This window comes from Streptomyces sp. RB17 (assembly GCF_009604455.1).
Taxonomy (GTDB): Bacteria; Actinomycetota; Actinomycetes; order Streptomycetales; family Streptomycetaceae; genus Streptomyces.
The window spans coordinates 531,323-553,937 of the sequence record NZ_WEGL01000004.1 but is presented as its reverse complement, the minus strand read 5'-3'; the positions used below and the strand labels follow the sequence as shown (position 1 = coordinate 553,937).

At 72.2% G+C, this 22,615-nt stretch carries 21 protein-coding genes; all 21 read right to left on the bottom strand.

Going from position 1 to position 22,615, the window contains the following annotated elements; all coding sequences use genetic code 11:
* Positions 1-4 precede the first annotated feature (4 nt).
* The 21 genes from SRB17_RS20405 to SRB17_RS48090 all read right to left on the bottom strand — a co-directional run bounded on the left by SRB17_RS20405 (position 5) and on the right by SRB17_RS48090 (position 22,199).
* A complete protein-coding gene (locus SRB17_RS20405; RefSeq protein WP_153540653.1) occupies positions 5-1,228 on the bottom strand; it encodes a cytochrome P450 in 1,224 nt (407 codons plus the stop codon).
* Between the two features lie 143 nt (positions 1,229-1,371).
* Positions 1,372-2,037: a response regulator gene (locus SRB17_RS20400; protein ID WP_153540651.1), complete on the bottom strand. Its 666-nt coding sequence runs from the start codon at positions 2,035-2,037 to the stop codon at positions 1,372-1,374.
* Positions 2,034-3,374 carry a sensor histidine kinase gene (locus tag SRB17_RS20395; protein WP_323375989.1) on the bottom strand — a complete coding sequence of 447 codons (1,341 nt, stop codon included), beginning with the start codon at positions 3,372-3,374 and terminating at the stop codon, positions 2,034-2,036. The genes SRB17_RS20400 and SRB17_RS20395 overlap by 4 nt, the downstream gene beginning before the upstream one ends.
* A 128-nt stretch (positions 3,375-3,502) precedes the next feature.
* A complete protein-coding gene (locus SRB17_RS20390) occupies positions 3,503-4,183 on the bottom strand; it encodes a response regulator (protein ID WP_153540649.1) in 681 nt (226 codons plus the stop codon).
* On the bottom strand, positions 4,180-5,697 hold the full coding sequence (locus SRB17_RS20385) for a histidine kinase (RefSeq protein WP_153540647.1): 1,518 nt from the start codon (positions 5,695-5,697) through the stop codon (positions 4,180-4,182). Before SRB17_RS20385 ends, SRB17_RS20390 begins: the two co-directional genes overlap by 4 nt.
* Positions 5,690-7,009 carry an acyltransferase family protein gene (locus SRB17_RS20380; RefSeq protein WP_153540646.1) on the bottom strand — a complete coding sequence of 440 codons (1,320 nt, stop codon included), beginning with the start codon at positions 7,007-7,009 and terminating at the stop codon, positions 5,690-5,692. Before SRB17_RS20380 ends, SRB17_RS20385 begins: the two co-directional genes overlap by 8 nt.
* Positions 7,002-8,039, bottom strand: coding sequence for an alpha/beta hydrolase (locus SRB17_RS20375; protein WP_416237070.1), 1,038 nt, complete (start codon positions 8,037-8,039; stop codon positions 7,002-7,004). The genes SRB17_RS20380 and SRB17_RS20375 overlap by 8 nt, the downstream gene beginning before the upstream one ends.
* 659 nt (positions 8,040-8,698) lie before the next feature.
* The gene (locus SRB17_RS20370) at positions 8,699-9,598 is read right to left on the bottom strand and encodes an alpha/beta hydrolase (protein ID WP_153540644.1); all 900 of its coding nucleotides are present in this window, start codon (positions 9,596-9,598) and stop codon (positions 8,699-8,701) included.
* Positions 9,599-9,873: 275 nt separating this feature from the next.
* On the bottom strand, positions 9,874-11,058 hold the full coding sequence (kynU, locus tag SRB17_RS20365) for a kynureninase (protein WP_153540642.1): 1,185 nt from the start codon (positions 11,056-11,058) through the stop codon (positions 9,874-9,876).
* The gene (locus SRB17_RS20360; RefSeq protein ID WP_153540640.1) at positions 11,051-11,899 is read right to left on the bottom strand and encodes a tryptophan 2,3-dioxygenase family protein; all 849 of its coding nucleotides are present in this window, start codon (positions 11,897-11,899) and stop codon (positions 11,051-11,053) included. Before SRB17_RS20360 ends, kynU begins: the two co-directional genes overlap by 8 nt.
* 151 nt (positions 11,900-12,050) lie before the next feature.
* Positions 12,051-12,464: a DUF3151 domain-containing protein gene (locus SRB17_RS20355; protein ID WP_153540638.1), complete on the bottom strand. Its 414-nt coding sequence runs from the start codon at positions 12,462-12,464 to the stop codon at positions 12,051-12,053.
* A gap of 206 nt (positions 12,465-12,670) precedes the next feature.
* Positions 12,671-14,125: an MFS transporter gene (locus tag SRB17_RS20350; protein WP_153540635.1), complete on the bottom strand. Its 1,455-nt coding sequence runs from the start codon at positions 14,123-14,125 to the stop codon at positions 12,671-12,673.
* A 69-nt stretch (positions 14,126-14,194) separates the two neighbouring features.
* A complete protein-coding gene (gene fbaA / locus SRB17_RS20345) occupies positions 14,195-15,217 on the bottom strand; it encodes a class II fructose-bisphosphate aldolase (protein ID WP_153540633.1) in 1,023 nt (340 codons plus the stop codon).
* Between the two features lie 144 nt (positions 15,218-15,361).
* Positions 15,362-15,910: an orotate phosphoribosyltransferase gene (gene pyrE / locus SRB17_RS20340; RefSeq protein ID WP_153540630.1), complete on the bottom strand. Its 549-nt coding sequence runs from the start codon at positions 15,908-15,910 to the stop codon at positions 15,362-15,364.
* A gap of 10 nt (positions 15,911-15,920) precedes the next feature.
* Complete coding sequence (locus tag SRB17_RS20335) at positions 15,921-16,727, bottom strand: aldose 1-epimerase (protein WP_323375988.1); 807 nt, start codon at positions 16,725-16,727, stop codon at positions 15,921-15,923.
* Between the two features lie 59 nt (positions 16,728-16,786).
* On the bottom strand, positions 16,787-17,572 hold the full coding sequence (locus tag SRB17_RS20330; protein WP_153540625.1) for an SRPBCC domain-containing protein: 786 nt from the start codon (positions 17,570-17,572) through the stop codon (positions 16,787-16,789).
* A gap of 54 nt (positions 17,573-17,626) precedes the next feature.
* Complete coding sequence (locus SRB17_RS20325) at positions 17,627-19,264, bottom strand: polyamine aminopropyltransferase (RefSeq protein WP_323375987.1); 1,638 nt, start codon at positions 19,262-19,264, stop codon at positions 17,627-17,629.
* Between the two features lie 98 nt (positions 19,265-19,362).
* Positions 19,363-19,887 (bottom strand): DUF2617 family protein, encoded by a 525-nt coding sequence (locus SRB17_RS20320; protein ID WP_153540623.1) that lies wholly within the window; start codon positions 19,885-19,887, stop codon positions 19,363-19,365.
* Between the two features lie 511 nt (positions 19,888-20,398).
* Positions 20,399-20,746 carry a hypothetical protein gene (locus SRB17_RS20315; protein WP_153540621.1) on the bottom strand — a complete coding sequence of 116 codons (348 nt, stop codon included), beginning with the start codon at positions 20,744-20,746 and terminating at the stop codon, positions 20,399-20,401.
* A 227-nt stretch (positions 20,747-20,973) separates the two neighbouring features.
* The gene (locus tag SRB17_RS20310; RefSeq protein ID WP_228396144.1) at positions 20,974-21,405 is read right to left on the bottom strand and encodes a hypothetical protein; all 432 of its coding nucleotides are present in this window, start codon (positions 21,403-21,405) and stop codon (positions 20,974-20,976) included.
* A gap of 518 nt (positions 21,406-21,923) precedes the next feature.
* Positions 21,924-22,199, bottom strand: coding sequence for a hypothetical protein (locus SRB17_RS48090; protein WP_323376044.1), 276 nt, complete (start codon positions 22,197-22,199; stop codon positions 21,924-21,926).
* Between the last annotated feature and the right edge of the window lie 416 nt (positions 22,200-22,615).

Genomic DNA, 22,615 nt, shown 5'->3' with positions numbered 1-22,615 from the left:
ATGATCACTCCACCTCGACGCTCAGCCCCTCCAGTCCCCGGATGACGAAGTTCGGCTTCCTCGTCGGCTCCGCCGCCAGGGTCAGCGTGGGGGCCTGCTGGAGGAGGGCCGTCATGGAGGCCGCGAGCTCGATGCGGGCCAGGGGCGCACCGATGCAGTAGTGGATGCCCGCGCTGAAGGAGATGTGCGGGTTGTCGGTGCGGGTCAGGTCCAGGCGGTCGGGGTCGGTGAACACGGCCGGGTCGTGATTGGCGGAACCGAAGAGCATGGCGATCTCCGAGCCCCTCGGGATCACCGTGCCGTCGATCTCGATGTCGTCCAGCACCCAGCGTTCGAAGAGCTGGAGCGGGGTGTCGTAGCGCATCAGCTCCTCGATCGCGGACGGGATCAGGGAGTGGTCGGCGCGCAGGGCGGCCAGCTGGCCGGGATTGCGGAACAGCGCCCACCAGCCGTTCACCGTGGCGTTGACCGTGGCCTCGTGGCCGGCGTTGAGCAGCAGGACCGCCGTGGAGATCATCTCCTGCTCGGTCAGCCGGTCGTCGTCCTCGTCGTGGGCGGCGATCAGGCCGGAGATGAGGTCCTCGCCCGGCTCCTTGCGGCGGGCCGCGATCAGCAACCGCAGATACTCCGAGAACTCCACCGAGGCCTGGACCGCCTGCGCCGCGGTGTCTTCCGACGGGTTCAGCTCGTACATCCCACAGATGGCCGCCGACCAGGGGCGGAGCGGGGCGCGGTCCGCCTCGGGGATGCCCAGCATCTCGGCGATCACCGCGACCGGCAACGGTTCGGCCACGTCGGTCAGCAGGTCGCCGCCGCCGTGGTGGACGAGCGCCGCCACCAGGTCGCCCGCCAGGTGCTGCACATACGGCTTCAGCCGGTCCACCGTGCGCGGCGTGAACGCCTTCGACACCAGGCGCCGGATCCGGGTGTGGTCCGGCGGCTCCAGATCGAGCATGCCGTGGTCGTTGAGGGTGTGGAACGGCTCGTGCTCCGGCGCGGGCGGGGTCCGCCCGAACTCCTCGTGCGAGAACCGGTGCTGATACGTCCGCCCCAGCCGGCGGTCCCGGAGCAGCGCCGAGACATCCGCGTGGTGCGGCACCAGCCACTGGTCGGTCGGCTCGTACCGGATCACCCGGCCGCGTGCGCGCAGCTCGGCGTAGGCCGGGTAGGGGTCGGCGAGGAACGCCGGGTCCCAGGGATCGAAACCAAGGTCGGTGGGGCCTGCCATGCGGGGACGCTAACCCGCCGGACGGCCGTCTGACCAGGGGTCCCCCCCTTCAGCCGTCCGGCTCGGCGAGTTCAGCCGTCCGGCTCGGCGAGGTGCTGCCGCAGCACGCGGGCGATGTCGCGGCCGTCTCCATCGCCTCCCTGTCAGCCCGGAGTCACCAGTCGTGCCTCATATGCGAACACCGCTGCCTGGGTGCGGTCCCTGAGGCCCAGCTTGACCAGGATGCGACTCACATGGGTCTTGATCGTCGACTCTGCCACCACCAGACGCTCGGCGATCTCCGCGTTGGACAGGCCCTGGGCGATCAGGATCAGGACCTCGGTCTCGCGTTCGGTGAGTTCGCCGTAGGCCGCCTGGGCCGAGGGGATCAGACGCGGGGGGTCGGAGAGGCGGGAGAACTCCGTGAGCAGGCGTTTGGTGACCGAGGGGGCGAGGAGGGCCTCGCCTGCGGCCACCACCCTTACCCCGTCGGCGAGTTGGCGGGCCGAGGCGTCCTTCAGGAGGAAGCCGGAGGCACCCGCGCGCAGGGCCTGGTACACATACTCGTCCAGGTCGAAGGTCGTCAGGACCAGCACCTTCGCCGCCGCGTCCGCCGCCACGATCTCCCGGGTGGCGTCGATGCCGTTCAGCTCCGGCATGCGGATGTCCATCAGCACCACGTCCGGGGCGAGTTCACGGACCCGGTCCACCGCCTCCCTTCCGTTGACGGCCTCGCCGACGACCTCGATGTCCGGCATCGCGTTCAGCAGGACGGAGAAGCCCTCGCGGACCATCATCTGGTCGTCCGCGATCAGTACGCGGATGGTCATGCGTCCCCTTCGCTCGCGGTGGCCGCCGGCACCGGCAGGAACACCGTCACCTCATAGCCCCCGTCCTCCGTCGGGGCCGCTGCCATCTCGCCGTTCAGCATCGACACACGCTCCCGCATGCCCGTGATGCCGTGCCCCGCGCCGGGAGAAGGCTTTATCAGGTGCGGCGCGGGCGGCGGGGTGTTGACTATGCGCAGGCCCAGACCGCCGAGCACATAGCCGATCTCCACGCGGGCGCTCGCTCCCGGCGCGTGCCGCAAGGTGTTGCTGAGGGCCTCCTGCACGATCCGGTACGCCGACAGCTCCACACCCTGCGGCAGTTCACGCACCGCACCGGTCACCGCCTTGTCCACCGTCAGGCCGGCCCCCCGCACATTGGCGAGCAGCCCGTCGAGGTCGGCCAGGGTCGGCTGGGGGGCGTCCGGCGCCTCGTAGTCCTCCGCGCGTACGACGCCGAGGACCCGGCGCAGCTCGGTCAGGGCCGCCACCGCGTTCTCCCGGATGGTGGCGAACGCCTTCTCCAGCTCCTCCGGCGGGTTCTCCACCCGGTAGGGCGCGGCCTCCGCCTGGATGGCGACCACCGACATGTGGTGGGCGACCACGTCGTGCAGCTCACGGGCGATCGTGGTGCGCTCCTCCAGGAGGGTGCGGCGGGAGCGCTCGTGCTCGGTGACCGTCTGCTGGGCGGTCACCTCCTGCTGGGCCTGGCGGCGGATGTGCCGGACCGAGACGGCCAGCAGGATCAGGGCCGACAGGACCAGCATCGGGGTGACATTGGAGTCATAGCGGTGCCAGCCGAAGAGGCCTGCGGTGACGAAGCCGTAGGCCGCGGTCATCACCCACATCGAGGCCGCGGTGCTCGGGCGGGTGCGCAGCGCGACAACCGTGAGCACCACCAGGTGGGACAGGAAACTGCCCGGCAGCCAGGGCCAGTCGCTCCAGTCGCCCCGGCCGATCACGGCGGCGACCGTGCTCGCGGCCAGCGAGAGCCAGAACGCCCCCACCGGACGCGCCAGCGTCAACAGCACCGGCGCCAGCGCCAGCAGCCCGCACAGCAGGGGGACCGGTCCTGAGCCGAAGGCGCTCGTCATGCCGAGGGACATCGCCACCATGCCCAGTACGACCACCACCGCGTGCGGCAGCCAGCCCGCGCCGGACAGACGGCGGGTGAGCGCGCCGTCGGCGCTCCTGCGGGGCAGCGGGTCGTAGGCGAAGGCGTCCTGGAACAGGTCCCGCCGCAGCCCGCGCAAAGCGTCCGCGGCCAGCCGGAACTCCGGGCTGCGCGGCCGGCCGGCCGGGCCCGGCGGGGTCGTCTGCGTGTGCGTCGTCTGGGTCACGTACGCAACGGTAGGCGGACGGTGGGGCGTGGTCGTCACCTTGGAGAGGGGTTCTCGCGGGTCCCCCTCAGGTACTACGGGTCGCCCCCGGAGGGGTTCGGACACCTGCTGCGGGCCGCGCACGGGGTTCACTGGCCGCCGGGGCGGACCACCCCGGACTCGTAGGCGAAGACCGCCGCCTGCGTACGGTCGCGCAGGCCCAGCTTCACCAGGATCCGGCCCACGTGCGTCTTCACGGTCTGCTCGGCCACGACCAGCCGCTCGGCGATCTCCGCGTTCGACAGGCCCTGCGCGATCAGCGCCAGCACCTCCGTCTCCCGCTCGGTGAGCTCGCCGACGCGCTGCTTGAGCGGGGCCCGGGGGCCGGCGTCCAAACGGGAGAACTGGGCGATGAGACGGCGGGTGACACCGGGCGCGAGCAGGGCGTCGCCCGCGGCCACGACCCGGACCGCCTCGGCCAGCTTGTCCGCGGAGGCGTCCTTGAGCAGAAAGCCGGAGGCGCCGGCCCGCAGTGCGTCGTACACGTACTCGTCCAGGTCGAACGTGGTCAGTACCAGCACCTTGATGGCGGGACGCTCGGCGGTGATCCGGCGGGTCGCGTCGATGCCGCCGAGTTCGGGCATCCGGATGTCCATCAGCACCACGTCCGGGGACAGCTCGGCGGTCTGCGCGATCGCGTCCAGACCGTCCACCGCCTGGCCGACCACCTCGATACCGGGCTGGGCATTGAGCAGCACGGTGAAACCCTGCCGGACCATCTCCTGGTCGTCGGCGATGAGTACGCGGATGGGACCGGCGCCGCTCGTCATGTGTCCTGTTCTCCTGTCGGGGGCTCGGGCGGGTACGGATCAGGGGTGGAGCCGGATGGCAGCTGCCGCCGGAGCACGGCGGGCAGGGCGAGGTCGGCCGACACCGGGGTGCCGTCACGCGGGAGGAACGCGGTCACCCGGAATCCGCCTCCCTGCTCCTGCCGCGCGACGACGTGCCCGCCCAGCATCGCGGCCCGCTCCCGCATGCCGAGCAGACCGTGACCGCTGCCCGGGGACGGCGGCACCGGACGGCTGGGCCGGGAGTTGGTGATGTCCACGCATATCCCGTGGGGGTGGTGGAGGACATCCACGGTGACCCTCGCGCCGGGGGCGTGCCGCAGGACGTTGCTCAGGGCCTCCTGGACGATCCGGTACGCCGACAGCTCCACGCCCGGCGGATAGCCGCGCGGCTCGCCCTCCACCGCCTTCACCACGTCCAGGCCGGCCGCCCTGGTGTTCTCGATCAGGGCGTCCAGGCGGGCGAGATCCGGCTGCGGGGCATCGGGGGCCCGGCCGGTACCGGGGGCGGACAGCCGGTGGATCTCCTCGACGGCCTCGGGGTCGTCCGGGCCCTCCGACCGCAGCACCCCGAGGACCCGGCGCAACTCGGTCAGGGCCTCGAGGGCGTTGCTGCGGATGCCGGCGAGGTTCTCCTTCAGCTCCTCGGAGGGGTTCTCCACCAGGTGCGGGGCCACCTGGGCCTGGATCGAGATCACCGACATGTGGTGGGCGACCACGTCGTGCAGCTCGCGCGCTATACGGCTGCGCTCCTCCAGGAGCGTGCGCCGGGCCCGTTCCTCGGCGGTGATCGTCGTCTGCTGGACCAGTTCCGTACGGGCCTCGCCGCGGCTGCGCAGGGCGGCGCCGATGGCGGTGGAGATCGCGAACAGGCCGACGGCGGTGATGCCCGTCGGGGAGTAACGCAGCGCTCCTATACCGCCCTCCACGACTGCGGTCGCCAGGGAGGTCGTGACGAGCGCGGCGACCGTGGCACGGAACCGGCAGCGCAGGGCGAGGAGCAGGAGTACGGCCATGTGGGCCAGCAGGACGGGCGTGCTCCAGGGCCAGTCGGGGCCGGGCAGCCGGAGCGTCGGTGTCGTCAGCTGCCGGCGGGCGAGCAGCGCGGTGGCGACGGCGCCGGTCAGGGACAGGACCCAGGCCGGCACCGGCCGCCACAGGGCGAGGACGACGGCGGCGGCCTGGAGGAACGAGCTGAAGAACGCCACGGCCGTGGTGAGGCCGTAGCTGTTGGCCAGCTCCTCGCCGCCGCCGAGGGCGACGCCCAGGGCCAGGTAGCCGACGAGGAGATAGGTGAGGAGGCGGACCCAGCGGTGCCGGGAGTAGGGCGGTGAGTTCGGCGCGGGGTTCTCGCCGAGCCAGGCGCGCAGGCGGCGCCGGGCGGCCTTGGAGGAGGGTGCGCCGACGGTCGTGGGGGCGTGGTCGGGTACCGGTGGCCCCTGGGGGGCGTTCTCACCGTCGGCGGCCGCGGGCGTCACGAGGTCAACACTAGGCATTGCGTGGCTTCTTCGCTGGGGGCAGATGGCGGCGGACCACATGGGACCTGCGGTTTCGGGGGCGGCGGGGGCCCTGTTCGTGGTGGCGGAAGGTCGTCCAGCACAGGGCGAGGACCAGGCCGAAGGCGGGGAGCCAGGCGAGGCGGTACGTCACCCAGCCCAGGGAGTCGGGTGAGGTGTGCAGGCCGGGCAGCCGGCCGGCCAGGAGACCGGTGGCCGTCGTGGCCATCATGGCCGTCTGGTGCCACAGGTAGATCGTCATCGCGGAGAGGTTGACCAGGGCCACCGCCGCCCAGAGCAGCGGGCGGGCCATCGCGCGGCGCAGGCGGTCGCGGAGGAGGAGGGCGAGCCCGCACTGGGCCAGGCCGAAGGTGACGGCCGCCAGGGTCGGGGGGTCGAGGTTGGAGATCCTCGCGCCGGGGACGCCGACCATGGACGCCGGGTAACCGGCGCAGCCGACGAGGACGGCCGTGGCCGCCGTACCGCCGAGGAACAGGACCCGGGCCGCGCGGCGGCCGTCCAGCTCGCCCCGGGTCCAGGCCGCGCCCAGGGTGTACGGGACCAGCCAACCCGCCGGGAGGTTCAGCCAGCCGAGCCAGGACGGGCCGGTGTGCAGGCCGAAGCGGAGCAGGTCCACGTGCAGGACGACGGCCAGGGGCCAGAGCGGGTTGAGGCGGGTGAGGAGCGGGGTGGCGGCCGTCAGAGCGGCGAAGACCAGCAGGAACCACAGCGGTGACAGGGCCAGCTTGAGCAGGGTCTCGATGGTGGCGAGCGGGGTGCCGGTCAGCAGGAGGGCCGTGACGGCCACCGCCCACAGGCACAGGAGTGCGGCCACCGGGCGCAGCAGGCGGGTCAGGCGGGTGCGCAGCCAGGAATCGTAGGTCTCGCCTCTGTCGCGGGCGGTGGCGAGGCTTCGGGTGGCCACATGGCCGCCGACCAGGAAGAACACGGCCAGGGTCTGGAACAGCCAGGAGATCGGGGCCAGCCAGGGCATGTGCTGCAGCGGGCTCGTGGTGTGCAGCCCGGCGTCCTTGGCCACCAGTGCGGTCACCAGCCAGTGGCCCAGGACGACGCCGAGGATCGCGATCGCGCGCAGGGCGTCGACGGCGCGGTCACGGGAGGCGGGGGTGAGGGTGTCGACGCGGCGGGCGGAGTGGCGGAGGGAGTGGAGGGGGTGGCGGGGGTGGAGGGCGCGGGGCCGCTTTCGGGTGCGGGGTGCCGTCGGCGGCTGGCGGGCCGCTCGAGGAGCTGTGATGGGTGGGGCCGGGGTCGGTGTGTTGTTGTGGGGCGCGGTTGGCGTCGGATCAGGCATGGGGGGCCTCCGGGGGGTCCGCGAGGGTGATTCGGGCCAGGTTGGTGAGGGAGGCCGAGCCCGGGGTGAAGTAGCCGCTGTGGTTGGCGTCACCGGCGTCGAAGATCCGGGCGCCGAAGGCGTGAGAGACCGGGTCGGTGCCGAAACCGACCGTGGTGCCGAAGAAGGTGGCGCTGACGTGCGGCACACGCGCGATCCAGTCCTCGCTGCCGCGGGCCGCCCAGATTCGGGCGTGCGTGTGCAGGGCCGTGGCGGTGTCCGCGCCGGTGCCGGGGCTGCCGATCAGGACGATGTCGTCGGCTTCCAGGCCTTGAGCGGCCCGGCCGCAGACGACGGTGCCGTAGGAGTGGCAGAGGAGGGAGAGATGCGCCCGCGGTTTCGCTGCGGCGCGCAGATCGCGTACGAAGGCGCGCAGGTGGGGGGCGGCCTCCTTGGCGCGGGTGGTTGTGGTCACCGTGGTGCTGACCGTCGCCGGGGTCTCGTAGCCGAGCCAGGCGACGACCGCGGTGCGGGTGCCTCGCGGCGCGCGGTGCGTGAGGTCCGTGTACAGGGCGGCGGCCGCCTTGTGGAAGCGGGCGTAGGTGTCCAGGGAGGTGTCCGAGCCGGGAACCAGGACGGCGATGTGGTCGGCGTGGGCGAGGTCGCCGAGCACCTCCGTGGCCTGGCCGGCGCCCCGGCCGTCGAAGGTGAGGAGATGGCGGGACGGGGCGGCCAGGGTGCGGTCGGCGGCGGCGCGGTGGGTGTCGCCGTGCGCGTCGGCCATGTCGGCGGCACGAGTGGCGTTGGCACGGTTGGCGGCGTAGGTCGTCTGGAGGGTCGTCGCCGTGATCGGGGGGAGGGTGGCCGGGGCCGGGGCCGGGATCTGGGGGCGGGCGGCGCCGGAGAGGGGGGCGGCTATGGCTGCGGTGAGGAGGGTGGCGAGGAGCGTGCGGAGGCCCTTGCGGGGGCGGCGGGTGGTTGGCGGGCCGTCCGGGTTCGGCGGCGGGTCGGTGGGCGGGGCCCCGGCCTTCGGCCGGGTCCGTGCTCCCACCCGCAGCACCCGTGCCGCTTCCGTCGTCGGGTACAGGTGGCCCCCGTGCGGTGCAATCGCCGCCGGCGGCTGCGGGGCCGTGGAAGGGGAAGCGGCTTTCGCCGGCCCGTGCCCATGGCTCCCCTGGGGCACGATCGCCGTCGGCGGGGCCGTGGAAGGGGAAGCGGTCTTCGTCGTCGGGTGCGGGTGGCGCCCCTGGGGCACGACCGCCGCCGGCGGGGGCGTGGAAGAGGGAGCGGCTTTCATCGGCCGGTGCGGGAGGCCCTCGTGGGGCGCCACCGCCACGGCCGGCAGCGGCAGCGGCAGCGGCAGCGGGGCAGTAGAAGGGGAAGCGACGTTCGTCCGCCGGTGCCCGTGGCCCCCCTGGGGCCCCACCGCCGTCGGCGAGTGCTGATCCGTCGAAGGGGAAGCAGCGTTCGTCGGTGGGTGTGGGTGGGTGCTGTGCTGGGTGTGCCCCATGGGCGGGCTTCCTTTCAGATTGCCCGGCCATCGGGCTTGTCCGAGAAGGAAGTTATGGATCGGGGCGTGTCGTCGGCGTCCCGCCAGGGAACCGTTCTGCGGGGTAGCTCTCAGGTATTACGGGTATCACCGGGGCCGTCCCGCACGGGTCCGCCCCGGACGTTCACAGGTGACGGCCGCCGGTGCCGGACACCCCCCTGTCACCAGGCCAGTTGAGCGATCTCCTCCGCCACCACCGCGCACGCGTCCGCCGCCGGGTCGATGAGCGGGAAATGACCGACGTCCTCCAGCAGCGTCAGGCCCACCACTTCACCGGCCTTCGCTGCCGCGTCCGCGTACGACTCGGCCACCGCCTGCGGCACCTCCAGGTCCGAACGGCCCTGGACGAGCGTCGTCGCGATGCCCGTCGGCAGGAGCAGGACGGGGTCGGCATAGGGGCGGCGCTCGGCGAAGGTGCCGTGACCGCCGAGGAGTTGCAGGCTCGCGTTGCCGCAGACGTCCAGCTTCTCCGCCACCTCGAAGTCCGCGATCGGCGCCAGGGCCACGACACCGCGCAGGGGGGGCGGGCCGTCGGTGCGCCAGGGGGTGCCCGGCGGGAGGACGTGGCGGGCCGCCGCCCACAGCGCCAGGTGGCCGCCTGCCGAGTGACCCGTCAGCACCGTACGGCGGGGGTCGGCCTGCGGGACCGCCTGCCGGACCAGAGCGGGCAGAGCGTCCAGGGCGGCCGCGATGTCGTCGAAGGTGTCGGGCCAGCGGCCGGCCGGCGGGGTGGCCTCACCGCCGTCACCCTTGTTCTGCCCGGGGATCAGGGCGTCGCCGCCGCGCCGGTACTCGACGTTGGCCACGGCGAAGCCCCGGCGGGCCAGGTAGTCCGCGAAGGGGGTGATGTGGCGGCGGTCGTAGCGGGCGCGCCAGGCGCCGCCGTGCAGGACCACCACCAGAGGGGCCAGGGAGTCCGTGGTGGACCGCGGGGCGTAGAAGTCGATCACCTGGTCGGGGTGGCTGCCGTACGCGGAGGTGACATCGGGGTCGACCGGCGGATGCGAGAAGGCCGACTCCTCTTCTGCGGCGGCGCGGGCTGCTGCGGCGTCGTCCGGCATGCTCCAACCTCTCAGCGATGGAACCTTTTTGGCGTCTGGCGGACCGGGTGGGGAATCTTCGTTCGCCGATGGCGGGACGGTATCAGGCCGGTGACGTGCGGGGACATGGGGATGTCACGCACGGTGAGGAATAAACGGTTCTGTAGGGAAACGCCAGGGGGCGGGCCCGGGAGAGGGGGTGCCCCTCCCGGGCCTCCCGCTGCTTCCAGGCACCCAGGCCCCTCCCCCAGGCCCCTCCCCCAGGCCTCTCCCCCTAGGTCCCCCAGCCCCTCCCCCTACGCCAGTTCCTCGGCCAGGATCCGGGCCGCCCGCTCCGTCTCGGCGAAGGTGACGTACAGCGGGGTGAAACCGAAGCGGAGGACGTCGGGGTGCCGGAAGTCGCCCACGACGCCCCGGGCGATCAGGCGTTTCATCACCTCGCCCGCGTCGTCGCAGCGCAGGGCGACCTGGCTGCCGCGTTCCTCGTGCCGCTCGGGGGTCACGGACTCCACGCGACCCGGCTCGGTGTACGCCCGCACGCACCGCAGGAAGAAGTCCGTCAGCGCGAGGGACTTGGCGCGGACGGCGGAGACGGACACGTCGTCCCAGACGTCCAGGGCCGCCTCCAGGGCCAGCATCGACAGGATGTCCGGGGTGCCCACGCGGCCGCGCAGGGCGCCCGGTGCCGGGGCGTACGACGGGCTCATGCCGAAGGGATCGGTGTGCGAGTTCCAGCCGGGCAGCGGGGAGTCGAAGCGGGGCTGGAGATCGCGGCGGACGTACAGGTACGCCGGGGAACCCGGGCCGCCGTTCAGGTACTTGTACGTGCAGCCGATCGCCAGGTCGACCCCGTGCTCGTCCAGCCCCACCGGCAGCGCGCCCGCGCTGTGGCACAGGTCCCAGACCGCGAGGGCGCCGGCGGCGTGGATCGCGGCGGTCAGCCCCGGCAGGTCGTGCAGGCGGCCCGTGCGGTAGTCGACATGGTTCAGCAGCACCGCCGCCGTACGGCCGCTCAGCTCCCCCGGCACTCGCGACGGGGTCACGGCACGCAGGGTGCGGCCGGTCAGCCGGGCCGCCGACTCGGCGATGTAGCCGTCCGTGGGGAACGTCGTGGCGTCCACCAGGATCTCGGTACGGTCCTCGCCCGCCATCCGTACGGCGGCCACCAGTGCCTTGAACACGTTGACACTTGTGGAGTCGCCCACGACGATCTGCCCGGCCGCGGCGCCGACCAGCGGGGCGATCCGGTCGCCGATCCGCTCGGGGGCGGTCCACCAGCCGCTCTCCTCCCAGGAACGGATGCGCAGTTCGCCCCACTGGCGGCGGACCACGTCGGCCACGCGGTCGGGGACGTTCGCGGGGAGGGCGCCCAGGGAGTTTCCGTCGAGGTAGATCACCTCGTCGAGGACGAAGCGGGACCTGAGCTGTGCGAGCCCGTCGGCCTCGTCCAGCTTCTCCGCCTCCAGTACCGGCTCAGACATGGGACCTCGCCGTCCACAGCTCCGGGAACACGTTCTTGCGGGCGCGCTTCTCCAGCCACGTCACGCCGGCCGAGCCGCCCGTGCCGGGCTTGGCGCCCATCGCACGGCGGGTGGCGACCAGGTGGTCGTTGCGCCAGCGCCAGACCAGTTCGCCGACGTCGGTCAACGCCTCGCCCAGGCGGACGAGTTCGGCGTCCTGGTCGCCGGAGTAGATCGCCGCCCAGGCCTGCTCGACCGCGTCGGAGGGCTCGTAGCGCTGGGAGACGTCCCGGTGCAGGACGGACGCGGGGATCGTGTGCCCGCGCCGGGCCAGCAGCCGCAGCACCTCGTCGTACAGGCTCGGCTCGTGCAGCGCCTTCTCCAGTTCCGCGTGCGCGCGGGGGGCGCCGCGGTGCGGTACGAGCATGGACGCGGACTTCTCGCCGAGCAGGAACTCCATGCGCCGGTACATCGCCGACTGGAAGCCGGAGCCCTCGCCGAGGGCGGAGCGGTACGCGTTGAACTGCGCCGGGGTGAGCTGACCGAGGGGCGTCCAGGAGGCGTTGAGGGCCTCCAGTTCCCGTACGGAACGCTTCAGCGCGGCGATCGCGGTCGGTACGTCGTCGCCGCGCACAGCGGCCGCGGCGGTCTCCCACTCATGGACGATGACGGTGAACCACAGCTCCATGACCTGGGTCGTGACCAGGAAGACCATCTCTCCGGGATCGTCGGAGAGGGTGTGCTGGAGGTGGGTGAGCACGTCCGCCCTGACGTAGTCCTCGTACGGCGTCGTGCCCGCGAAATCGAGATGCGGAGTCTCGGGCTCCTGAGTCTGCAAGGACTGCTGAGCCGGTTGGGACATCGCTGTCTCCTGTTGTTGCTCCGGGTAGCGGTCCGCCCCTGCCGATGCCGGCACGGGGGCCCCGGTCCCCACCCGGCATCCTCCGCAATGGACCCCGATACGGCAAGGCCCGCCTGCTGCCAGACGGGCCACACCGGGGACTGCCGTCGGGCTAGCCCAGCGTCTGGGCCGCGGTCGTGGAGGAGTCCTTCAGGAACTGCGAGCAGCGCTCGTACTCCTCCTGCTCGCCGATCGCCTGGGCGGCGCGGGCCAGGGCGTGCAGGGCACGCAGGAAGCCACGGTTCGGCTCGTGTTCCCAGGGGACCGGGCCGTGGCCCTTCCACCCGGCCCGGCGCAGGGCGTCGAGGCCGCGGTGGTAGCCGGTACGGGCATAGGCGTACGACTCCACGACCGCGCCGCGCTCGAACGCCTCGTCCGCCAGCTGGGCCCAGGCGAGGGAGGAAGTGGGGTACTTGGCGGCGACGTCCGCGGGAGCGGTGCCGGCCGCGAGCTGTTGGCGGGGCTCGGGGTCGTCGGGGAGGTGGGTGGGGGGCGGACCGCCGAGGAGGTTTTCGTGAATCGTCATGGGGTCCAGTTTGCCGGTCCCGTTCACTGGTTTCCTGCCCGGTCCGGGGCGCTGCTCACCGGGAGGTGCCCCGAAGGGGCGCGGGGAACCGCGCGACCGGCCCACCAGGCGCCCCGCACTCGCACCGGCACCCGACCCGCACCCGCGGACGGCCCCGGTCCCGCATCCGGTCCCGCACCCGGTCCCGCATCCGGAAACGACCGTACCTACCCCCTCCGCTCCCCCTCCAGCGGCGGAGCCGTCACGCAGCCGTGTACCTGGCACTCCGGGCGGAGGCAGTCAGGGGCCGGGCGGCGGACCAAGGCAAAGGCCAGCAGCGAGCCGGCCACCAGGACGCCCGCGCAGATCGGCATCGCGCGGTTGAACGCGGCGTCGAACGCCGTGGGCGACCGGTACGCCTCCGGTCCCATCCCCGCGAGCAGCGGCAGCGCGGCGACCGCGAGCAGGCCCGCCGCCCGCGCCGCCGCGTTGTTGACGCCGCTGGCCAGGCCGGCCCGCGCGGTGTCGACCGAGGCGAGCACCGTCGCCGTCAGGGGGGCCACGAGCGTCACCATGCCCGCGCCCATGACCAGGAGGGCCGGGAGGACGTCGGTGAGATAGTCGGCGTTCCGGCCCACCCGGAGCATCAGCAGCATCGCCGCCGCGCACAGCAGCGGGCCGACGCTCAGTGGCAGGCGCGGGCCCGTGCGGTCCGCCAGGGCGCCGGAGCGGGCGGAGAAGAGGAGCATCAGGGCCGTCGTCGGCAGCAGCGCCGTACCGGCTTGCAGGGGTGAGTAGCCCGCCACCACCTGGAGTTGCAGTGCGGTGAGGAAGAAGAAGCCGCCGAACGCCGCGTACACGCACAGAGTGACCAGGTTGACCGCTGTGAACTGGCGCGAGGCGAAGATGTCCGGCGGGAGCATCGGGTCCGGGCGGTGTCGCTCCACCTGGACGAAGGCCACCGCCGCCGCCAGGCCCGCCACCGCCGTCAGGGCCACCACCAGGGAGCCCGCCTTCGCCTCGATCAGCGCGTACGTCAGCAGGGCCAGCGCAAGGGCGCCCAGTGTCGCGCCGAGGACGTCGAAGCGGGCGTGCTTGCCGCCGTCCCTCGACTCCGGGACGTGCCTCAGCGCCACCGGTACGCACAGCAGGGCCAGCGGGACGTTCAGCAGGAACACCCAGCGCCAGCCGGGGCCGGCCACCAGCCACCCGCCCAGGAACGGGCCGACCGCCGCGCCGATCCCGCCGAAGCCGGACCAGAGGCCGACGGCCCGGCTGCGGTCGTCGCGATCGAAGGACGACTGGATGATCGCCAGGGAGCCGGGGGTCAGCAGCGCGCCGCCGATGCCCTGCAGGGCCCGTGAGGCGATCAGCATGAGCGGGTTCAGCGCCAGGCCGCACAGCAACGACGCCGCAGCGAACCACACCACGCCCAGCACGAAGATCTTCCGTCGGCCGTAGTGGTCGCCCAGCGAGCCGCCCAGCAGGATCAGCCCGGCCAGCGTGACCATGTACGCGTTGACCGTCCATTGCAGGGCGGACAGGCTCGCGCCCAGGTCGTCGCCGATGCGCGGAAGCGCCACGTTGACGACGGTCGAGTCCAGCAGCGCCATGCTGGAACCGAGGATCGTGGTGAGCAGGATCCACTTGCCCTGGGGCGAGGCCAGCCGGACATCGGGCATGCCCCCAGGTATACAGCGGCCCGGCGACCGTGGACAGCCGCCGGGCCCGCCGTGGAACGGACGTACCGCTTACTTGATCTTGTTACCCGCGGAGCGCAGGTTCTGCGTCGCCTCGACGACACGCGCGGCCATGCTCGCCTCGGCCAGCTTGCCCCAGGTGCGCGGGTCGTAGGCCTTCTTGTTGCCGACCTCGCCGTCGACCTTCAGGACGCCGTCGTAGTTCTGGAACATGTGGGCGGCGACCGGACGGGTGAAGGCGTACTGGGTGTCCGTGTCGAGGTTCATCTTCACGACGCCGTTGTCCAGCGCGGTGAGGATCTCCTGCTCGGTGGAGCCGGAGCCGCCGTGGAAGACGAAGTCGAACGGGGACTGCTTGCCGAACTTGGCGGCGACGCCGTCGTTCAGCTCCTTCAGCAGGTCGGGGCGGAGCACGACGTTGCCCGGCTTGTAGACGCCGTGCACGTTGCCGAAGGAGGCGGCCAGCAGGTAGCGGCCCTTCTCGCCGAGGCCCAGGGCCTCGGCGGTGCGGATCGCGTCCTCGACCGTCGTGTACAGGGAGTCGTTGATCTCGTGGGAGACGCCGTCCTCCTCGCCACCGGTCGGGGTGATCTCCACCTCGAGGATGATGTTGGCGGCGCGGGTGCGCTCCAGCAGCTCCTGGGCGATGGCGAGATTGTCGGCGAGGGTCTCGGCGGAGCCGTCCCACATGTGGGACTGGAACAGCGGGTTCCGGCCGGCCTTCACGCGCTCCTCGGAGACCGCGATCAGCGGACGTACGTACCCGTCGAGCTTGTCCTTCGGGCAGTGGTCGGTGTGCAGCGCGATGTTGACCGGGTACTTCTCGGCGAGGATGTGCGCGTACTCGGCGAGCGCGACCGCGCCGGTGACCATGTCCTTGCTGTACTGGCCGCCGAGGAACTCGGCACCGCCGGTCGAGATCTGGACGATGCCGTCGCTCTCCGCCTCCGCGAAGCCGCGCAGCGCCGCGTTCAGGGTCTGGCTCGAGGTGACGTTGATGGCCGGGTAGGCGAACTTGCCTGCCTTCGCCCGGTCGAGCATCTCGTTGTAGACCTCGGGGGTTGCGATGGGCATCTGTCCGCTCCTTGTGTTGCGGGTTGGGGTTGTGCGTTACGGCCCTGACCTAGACCTGAGGGTTTCGACGCCGTCGTCGTCCCCATCTTTCCAGACATGGACCGATGGTCCATGCGCCGGTCAAGTCCAGGTCAATCCGCGTCGTCAGTCCAGACCCAGTTCATCCTTCGAGAAGGCGAAACGGTACGGAACGCCCGCGCCGGCCTCGATCTTCTCGGCGGCGCCGGTGGCCCGGTCGACGATGGTCGCGACGGCGACGACCTCGGCGCCGGCCTCGCGCACGGCCTCGACGGCGGTCAGCGGGGAACCGCCGGTGGTGGAGGTGTCCTCGACGACGAGCACCCGGCGGCCCGTGATGTCCGGGCCCTCCACGCGCCGCTGCAGACCGTGCGCCTTGGCCGCCTTCCGTACGACGAACGCGTCCAGCCGCTTCCCGCGCGCGGCGGCGGCGTGCAGCATGGCCGCGGCGACCGGGTCGGCGCCCATGGTCAGACCGCCCACCGCGTCGAACTCCAGGTCCGCGGTCAGATCCAGGAGCACCTGACCGACCAGCGGGGCGGCCTCGCCGTCGAGGGTGATGCGGCGCAGGTCGACGTAGTAGTCGGCCTCCAGACCCGAGGAGAGGGTCACCTTGCCGTGCACCACGGCCTTGTCCTTGATCTGCTGCAGCAGCGCGCCACGTACGTCCGTCATGCCGACCAGCTTAAGGGCGCTGCCAGCTCCAGGTCGTCGTCGCCTCCAGCGGCTCCAGCGGGGTGACCAGGCGCGGGAGGGTGTTCAGGCCGTTGGGCGGGCCGGTCTGCGGCTCCACGCACACGGCCTCGGCCTGCTCGTCGTAGACGACCACCCACTCCTCGCGGCTGGCCACCTTCAGCTGAAGCTGCCCGGGCCAGGTGAGGGTGACGTCGACGCCGCCGGGCATGCCGAAGCAGTCGTCCCAGGGGCCGGGCTCGGGGGCGATCCGGTTCCCGGTCGGCAGGTGGTCCGCCCCCCTCTCCTCCTGCCAGGCGGGCTTGAAGCCGACCGTGACGTCCTCGCCGACCGCACCGTCCTCGCCCACGAGGCTCCGGTTGAACCAGGGGTGCCAGCCGATCTGCGCCGGGAAGGAGTCGTCCCGTGCCTCCACCGACATCGTCAGCGTCAGGCTGTCCTCGGCGAGCGTGACGACGTGGGTGACGCGCCCGGGGTGCGGCCAGGGCTCGACCAGGTCGTACGTGATCACCGCCTCGTTCTCCGAGACGCGCGCGGTGCGCCAGGCGCCGTCGCGGGCGGTGCCGTGGATGGCGTGGGGCGGGGAGTTGAGTGGCATCTGGCGGACGGTGCCGCCGTCCAGGAAGCGGCCGTCCTTGGTGCGGCCGCACCAGGGCACCATCGGGAAGCAGCCGTAGCGGTGCCCTTGCCTCAGCAGCTCCAGGGCATTGACCTTGAGGCTGCTGATACGGCCTCCGTTGGCGGGGCTGAGGCGTACTTCCGCGTTGCCTGCGGTCAGCGTGATGTCTTCGTTACTCACGGGAAGACAGTACTGGGGAGATCGCTCGGTTCCCCGCGCCCCGTACAGGGTGCTTTCGCTCAGCGGCGTTTACGGAGGGCCCTGGTCACGACGATCGCCGACGCCACGACCAGTGCCGCCGCCGGTGCCGCCCAGCGCAGTGCCGATGCGGCGCTCACCGTCTGGGGTGCCGGGACGGGTGCGTAGCGCCCGCGCGGCGGGGCGTGGTCGACCTCCTCCGCGCTGCGGCCGATCATCGTGCGGCGGGCGTGGGCGGCCTCGGCGGGGGGCTCGCCGGTGTCGGCGAAGTCCTCGGCGAGACGGTCGGCCGCCGGGTCGAGGGAGGGCGGGGGGATCTCGGTGTCGAAGACGGAGGCGTGCTCAGCCTCAGGCTCCGGTGCCTCAGGCTCCGGTGCCTCAGGCTGCTCCTCGTCCGAGGCCGCCGCGGGCTCCGTCGCCAGGTTCTCCACGAAACGGTTCAGCAGGCGGGTCGCCGCCGCGTGCACCGCGTCCGCCGGCAGCTCCGCGATGCGGCCGTCCGCGTCGGCCGTGCCCTCGACCGTGACCGTCGTACCGCCTTCGGCGACGGCGAGGCGCAGGGTGAGGGCGAGTTTCACGGCGCCGGTGCCGCGGGCCTCGGTGGCGTCGGCCTCGACGGTGTACGTGCCGTCGGCGCGGGCGGCCACCCGTGCCGTACCGCGGTAGGTGACGGAGTGCCCTCCGACGCGGAGCTTCAGGCGTCCGGCGACGGGCTCGGCGCCGGCGTCCTGTTGCAGGCCGGGGACCGCGCGGGCGACGCGCGCGGGGTCGGCGAGGGCGGCTCTGAGCGGCTCGAGCGGGACCGGGACGAAGACCTGGTGCTCCATGTCCGGTGAGCCTACCCAGGTGTGACCGGAAATCACCCTCACCTGACCGGCTCGTCAGTACCGCGGATGCACCAGCGTGGACGCCGGCAGTCCGCCGATCCGGGTCCGTTCCGTCGCCCGCGCGTCCGCCGTCAGTTCCGCCTGCGTCAGCGTGTGCAGCGGCCCGGTGGTCAGTCGCAGCGGCGGCGGGGTGGCCCCCGGGGCCGCCAGCAGGAAACCCCAGTCGTGCGGGGCTCCGGACGCGTCTGCCGAGCGGTCGGGGCCGGCCGGGAAGCCGGAGTCGTGGCCGAGGACGCGGTAGGGGGAGCCGGCGAGGCCGGCGGCGCGCAGGGTCGCGGCGACCGTCCAGAAGACATGGGGACGGCTGGCGACGGACCCGGCGTGGACGACGAGCCGGCCGCCCGGGGCGAGGACCCGGCGGGCCAGGCCGTAGAACTCCTGGGAGTACAGCTTGGTGCTGGCGGTGATGCAGGGGTCGGGGAGGTCGGCGATCACCACGTCGTACCGGGAGGGGGGCGCGGTGCGCAGCCAGCCGAGGGCGTCGGCGGTGGTCGTGTGGACGCGGGGGTCGTCGTAGGCGTGGCCGTTGGCGGCGGCGAGGCCGGGGTCGTGGCGGGCCAGGCGGAGCAGACCGGGGTCGAGTTCGACGACGTCGACGCGGCGCACTCCGCCGTGGCGCAGCACCTCGCGGGCGGCCAGGCCGTCGCCGCCGCCGAGGATCAGCACGCGCGCGTGCGGGCCGCCGGACATGGCCGGGTGGACGAGTGCCTCGTGGTAGCGGCGTTCGTCGCGGCCGCCGACGCGGAGCCGGCCGTCCAGGAAGAGGTCGAGGGGCCTGCCGGCGGTGCCGCCGGCGAGGACGACCTCCTGGACGTCGGTCTGTTCGGCCACCCGGACGTCGTTGCCGTAGACGGCGTGCCGGGCGGCGCGTTCGAACTCGTCGGCGAGCGCGGCGGCGGAGGCGAGGACGCCGAGGACGGCGAGGCCGACGAGGAGCAGGGTCCAGCGGGCCCTGCGGGTGAGGTCGCGGCGGAAGAGACCGAGGACCAGGGCGCCGCCGGCCACCACGTTGACCGTGCCGGTGAGCAGCGCGCCCGTCAACTGGCCCAGAACGGGCAGGAGGAGGAAGGGGAAGGCGAGGCCGCCGACCAGCGCGCCGACGTAGTCCGCCGCGAACAGGTCGGCGACCGCGCCGCCCGCGTCCTGGTGGCGGATGCGCTGGATCAGCTCCATCAGCAGCGGGACTTCGGCGCCGATGAGCAGGCCGATGGCGAGGGAGAAGGCGACCAGGAGGCAGCGCGGGCCCTCGGCCCACAGCCCGCCCCAGCCGCCGGTCCAGGCGAAGACGGCGTAGAGCGCCATCGCGCTGCAGCCGCCGATGAGCGCGAGGGCGGTCTCGATCGCGCCGAAGCCGGCCGCCGCGTGCCAGCGCAACCGCTTGGCGCCGAGGGAGCCGACGCCCATCGCGAACACCATCACGGACAGCACGACGGAGGCCTGGGTGACCGAGTCACCCATCAAGTACGAGGCGAACGCGACGAGTTCGAGTTCGTAGACGAGTCCGCAGGCCGCGCAGACGAAGACGCACACGAGGACCAGGAACCGCCCGGTGCCGGGCCGGACGGGCAGCCGGGCGGGGGCTGTCCAGGACGGCGGGCAACCCGGGGGCGCGGGGGCGTGCGGTTCGATCACGCTGCGACGTTACGTCACGCGCTCGGCACGCTTCGTCACCCACACGTGTGGATCTGGAGGGAGTTGACGGCGGGTGGGTTTATCTCCTCACGGCGTGCTCAGCTCAGCTGAGCGGTCCGCACCCGCACCCCGACCCGGGTCCGCGTGGCCACCAACTGCCCGTCCTGCGGGTAGGCGTGCCAGGTGCGCCAGTGCACCTGGCCCTCGTGGCGCTGGGCCAGCATGGCGGTGAAGGCGTGCGGGCTGCCCGGGAAGACACCGGCGAGGCCGTGCGGATGGTCGGAGACGAGGGCCAGCAGCTCCTGGGCGCGGCCCGCGAACGAGCCGGGGGTGAGCACCTCGACGCGGGCTGCGAACTCGTACTCCCAGTCGCCGACGCGCTTGGCGACGCCGAGCGGCAGCGGGGTGCTGGAGCCGGGGATGCAGGCGACCGTCTCCGAACAGATGCCGCGCTCCTCGTCCAGCAGCACCTGGTGGGACGCGCCGAGCAGTCTCAACTGGAGCTTGGCCCCGGTGAGTTCCAGGTCGAGCGTGGCCAGGGCCGGCAGCGGCTCCCGTCCCAGGGCCCACGCCAGGTCGGCAGCGCGCGTATCGGTGTAGGAGGTGTTCAGGGTCGTGAGCATGGGTCGGCTCCGCTAACACGCGATGAGGGGGGAGATCGGCCATGTCAGCCCAGCCGGCTCGGCCGGGGCGGGAGTCTCAGGGAGGTCCGAGGGGCTGCGTTGGCGATTTAGAGGGAATCATGAAAAGAGGCGCCCCCACAGCGTTTTTACCCAACTTCGTGGGGTTTACATCCCTCAGAGGGCTCCACTGCTCAACTGTTCAACCATGGCGTACGCCCGGCGCGGAAAGCGGGGGCCGAGCGCCGGGCATCGGAAGCGAACGGCGGGCACGGGGTACGGCAGTCGTGAACGGCGGGCGCCGGCGTCGGATCCGAGCGGTGGGTGCCGCGCACGGTTCCCAACGGCAAGCGCCGCGCACGGGATACGAACAGCGGGCGCCTCGCACGGGATACGAACGGCGGGCGCCACGCGCGGGATACGAACGGCGGGCGCCCACCGGCTGTTCCCGCCCGGCGGGCGCCCGCGTGCGGTGGCCCGGATACGGTTCCCCCGGGAGCTCGGCTGCCCCGTGTCAGCTGCCTCCCCCGCATCCGCCCCCGCCGCCGCACGACGAACCCCCGCCGCAGGAGGAGTGGCCCCCGCAGGAATGACCGCCACCACAGGAGTGGCCGCCGTGGTGCCCGCCATGGCCGCCGTGGTGGCCGCCCGACGAGCCGGAGTCGACGCTGCCCGCCCACCAGCTACGGCTGTCGTCGTACGCCGAGGACGAAGAAGACGACGAGCGGTACGACCCGGACCGCCCGCGGCCGCTCTTGCCGAGCGAGACCTTGCGCTGCCGGTTCCCGGTCCGCGCGCCCGCCAGCGCCGTGACGGTCACGAACGCGCCCACGACCAGGATGAAGATGATGCCGACGACCATGGCGTCACCCTCCTTCCGTTCCCCCGAAGCGGCCCCCCGTGGGCCGCGGTGACCGGCAGATGCCCGGCCGTCCCAGGGCTCAAAGCAGAGTTGAGGAACTTCTGAGGGTCAAGGCACGGAAAAGGCCCCTGACCTGCACAGACAGGGAGGTCAGGGGCCTTCAGCGTCTCACTGGGCCGTCTGTGGTCCGTGTTCTTCCTCTCCGGCACGCTGCACGGCGGCGAGGTTCACCGACCGTCGCGGGTCTCGATATGGACCCTCGTCAGCGCGAACAGGATCAGGAGGTCGAGTGTCATCACGGGGATGGCCCACAACGGGTAGTAAGGAACGAACATGAACTGGGTGATCAGGCTGATCGCTGCCACCGCTACACCGGCCCCGCGACCCCAACTCCGACCTGTCAGGACACCCAGGCCGGCAATGACGAGGGCCACTCCCATCGCAAGGTGGATCCAGCCCCAGGACGTGATGTCAAACCGGTAGGCGTACCGGGACGCGGCGAACAGAGTGTCGTGTGCGATTCCGGCTGCGCCCATCAGGATGCTGAGGGGCCCGCTGACCATCATCATGATCCCGGCAAACTTGGACGCGTCGTCGATCGTTTCGCTGCTGCCGAGCCCCCCAAGCCCTTGCTGTCTCCTGTTCGGCACCGTTGTCATGCCAGCAGCCTTCCTATGCAACGCGGTCACCGATGCACACCGCCCGCGCGAAGCCAGCCACGCTCCCCTAACAGCATGGCCGCAATCCTCCGGCACCGCGACTGCAACCCGCGCCGCCAACAGGGGATTGCCGCAGGTGCCACGAAGGGCACACCCGTACCCCGGATGAGCTGTGTGAGCGCCGATCGGGCCGCTGGTGACCGGGGGCCAAAGACGCGAGTGACGGCTGATATCAGCGGCTGACGCCGTCCCTGAGCCGTCCGAGAACAGCCATCCGCAACAGAATTGGGAAGCGGCACAGCGCGCTTCTTGCCTCTCTTGGGGAGGGCGAACACCGGGTGGCCCTCAACGTGCTTGATCTGCCGCACGACGTGAAGCGTGCGCCCGTCAGCGTCGATGGCGTCCTCGGCCAGCCCGAACACTTCCCCGTGGCGGAGGCCGCATCCGGCGCCGACATCGACCATCGCTCGGTACCGCTCCAGCAGCGCCGCTCGAACGGCGAACACCTGCGCGGGCACCTACGGGACCACCGGGTGAGCGTCGGGCTTGGACCGCCGCACGGTTCGCGCGCCGCACGGATTGCGCGACAGGAGCGAGTCATCCACAGCGGCAGACAGGACCGACTGAACGTCCGCGAAGATGTTCCGGACGTACGAAGCGCCAACACCGGGCTTCGCTTCCAGCGCGGCCAGGAGCTCCCGGATGTGCTCGGGCCGGAAGGTCCCGACCGGCCGGGAGCCAAGCACCGGGCAGACGTGCAGGCGTAGGCGCCGGCCGAGTTCCTTCCGGGTCATCGGGCCGGATGTCTTGCTGTCCAACCACTTTTCGGCGTACTGCCGGAACGTGATCCGCACGGACTTGGGATCCGTGTACTGGCCCCGCGTCATGTCCGTCTCGATCGCGCTCAGCCACTTCGCGGCAAGCCGCAGCCACAACGTCAAGCATCAACCGAGACAAGACACAGCCGCACCAGCTAGAGCCCGTTACAGGTTTCTCTACGCCTCGAAGATCATGGCCCCAACGTCGTGCTTTACCGGGCAGGTCCACAGCCTGCCCGACGCGCCGGAAGCTTACGGGGCCGTGATCACTCGCGCCAAAGCAGCTCCCGGCCAAAGTCACTACGCCAACCGCCTGCCTCACCGACCGCCGCATGATGAACCGCAGTGAGGCCGAACCATGCCGAACCCCTGGGCGCGCACCCGACACAACA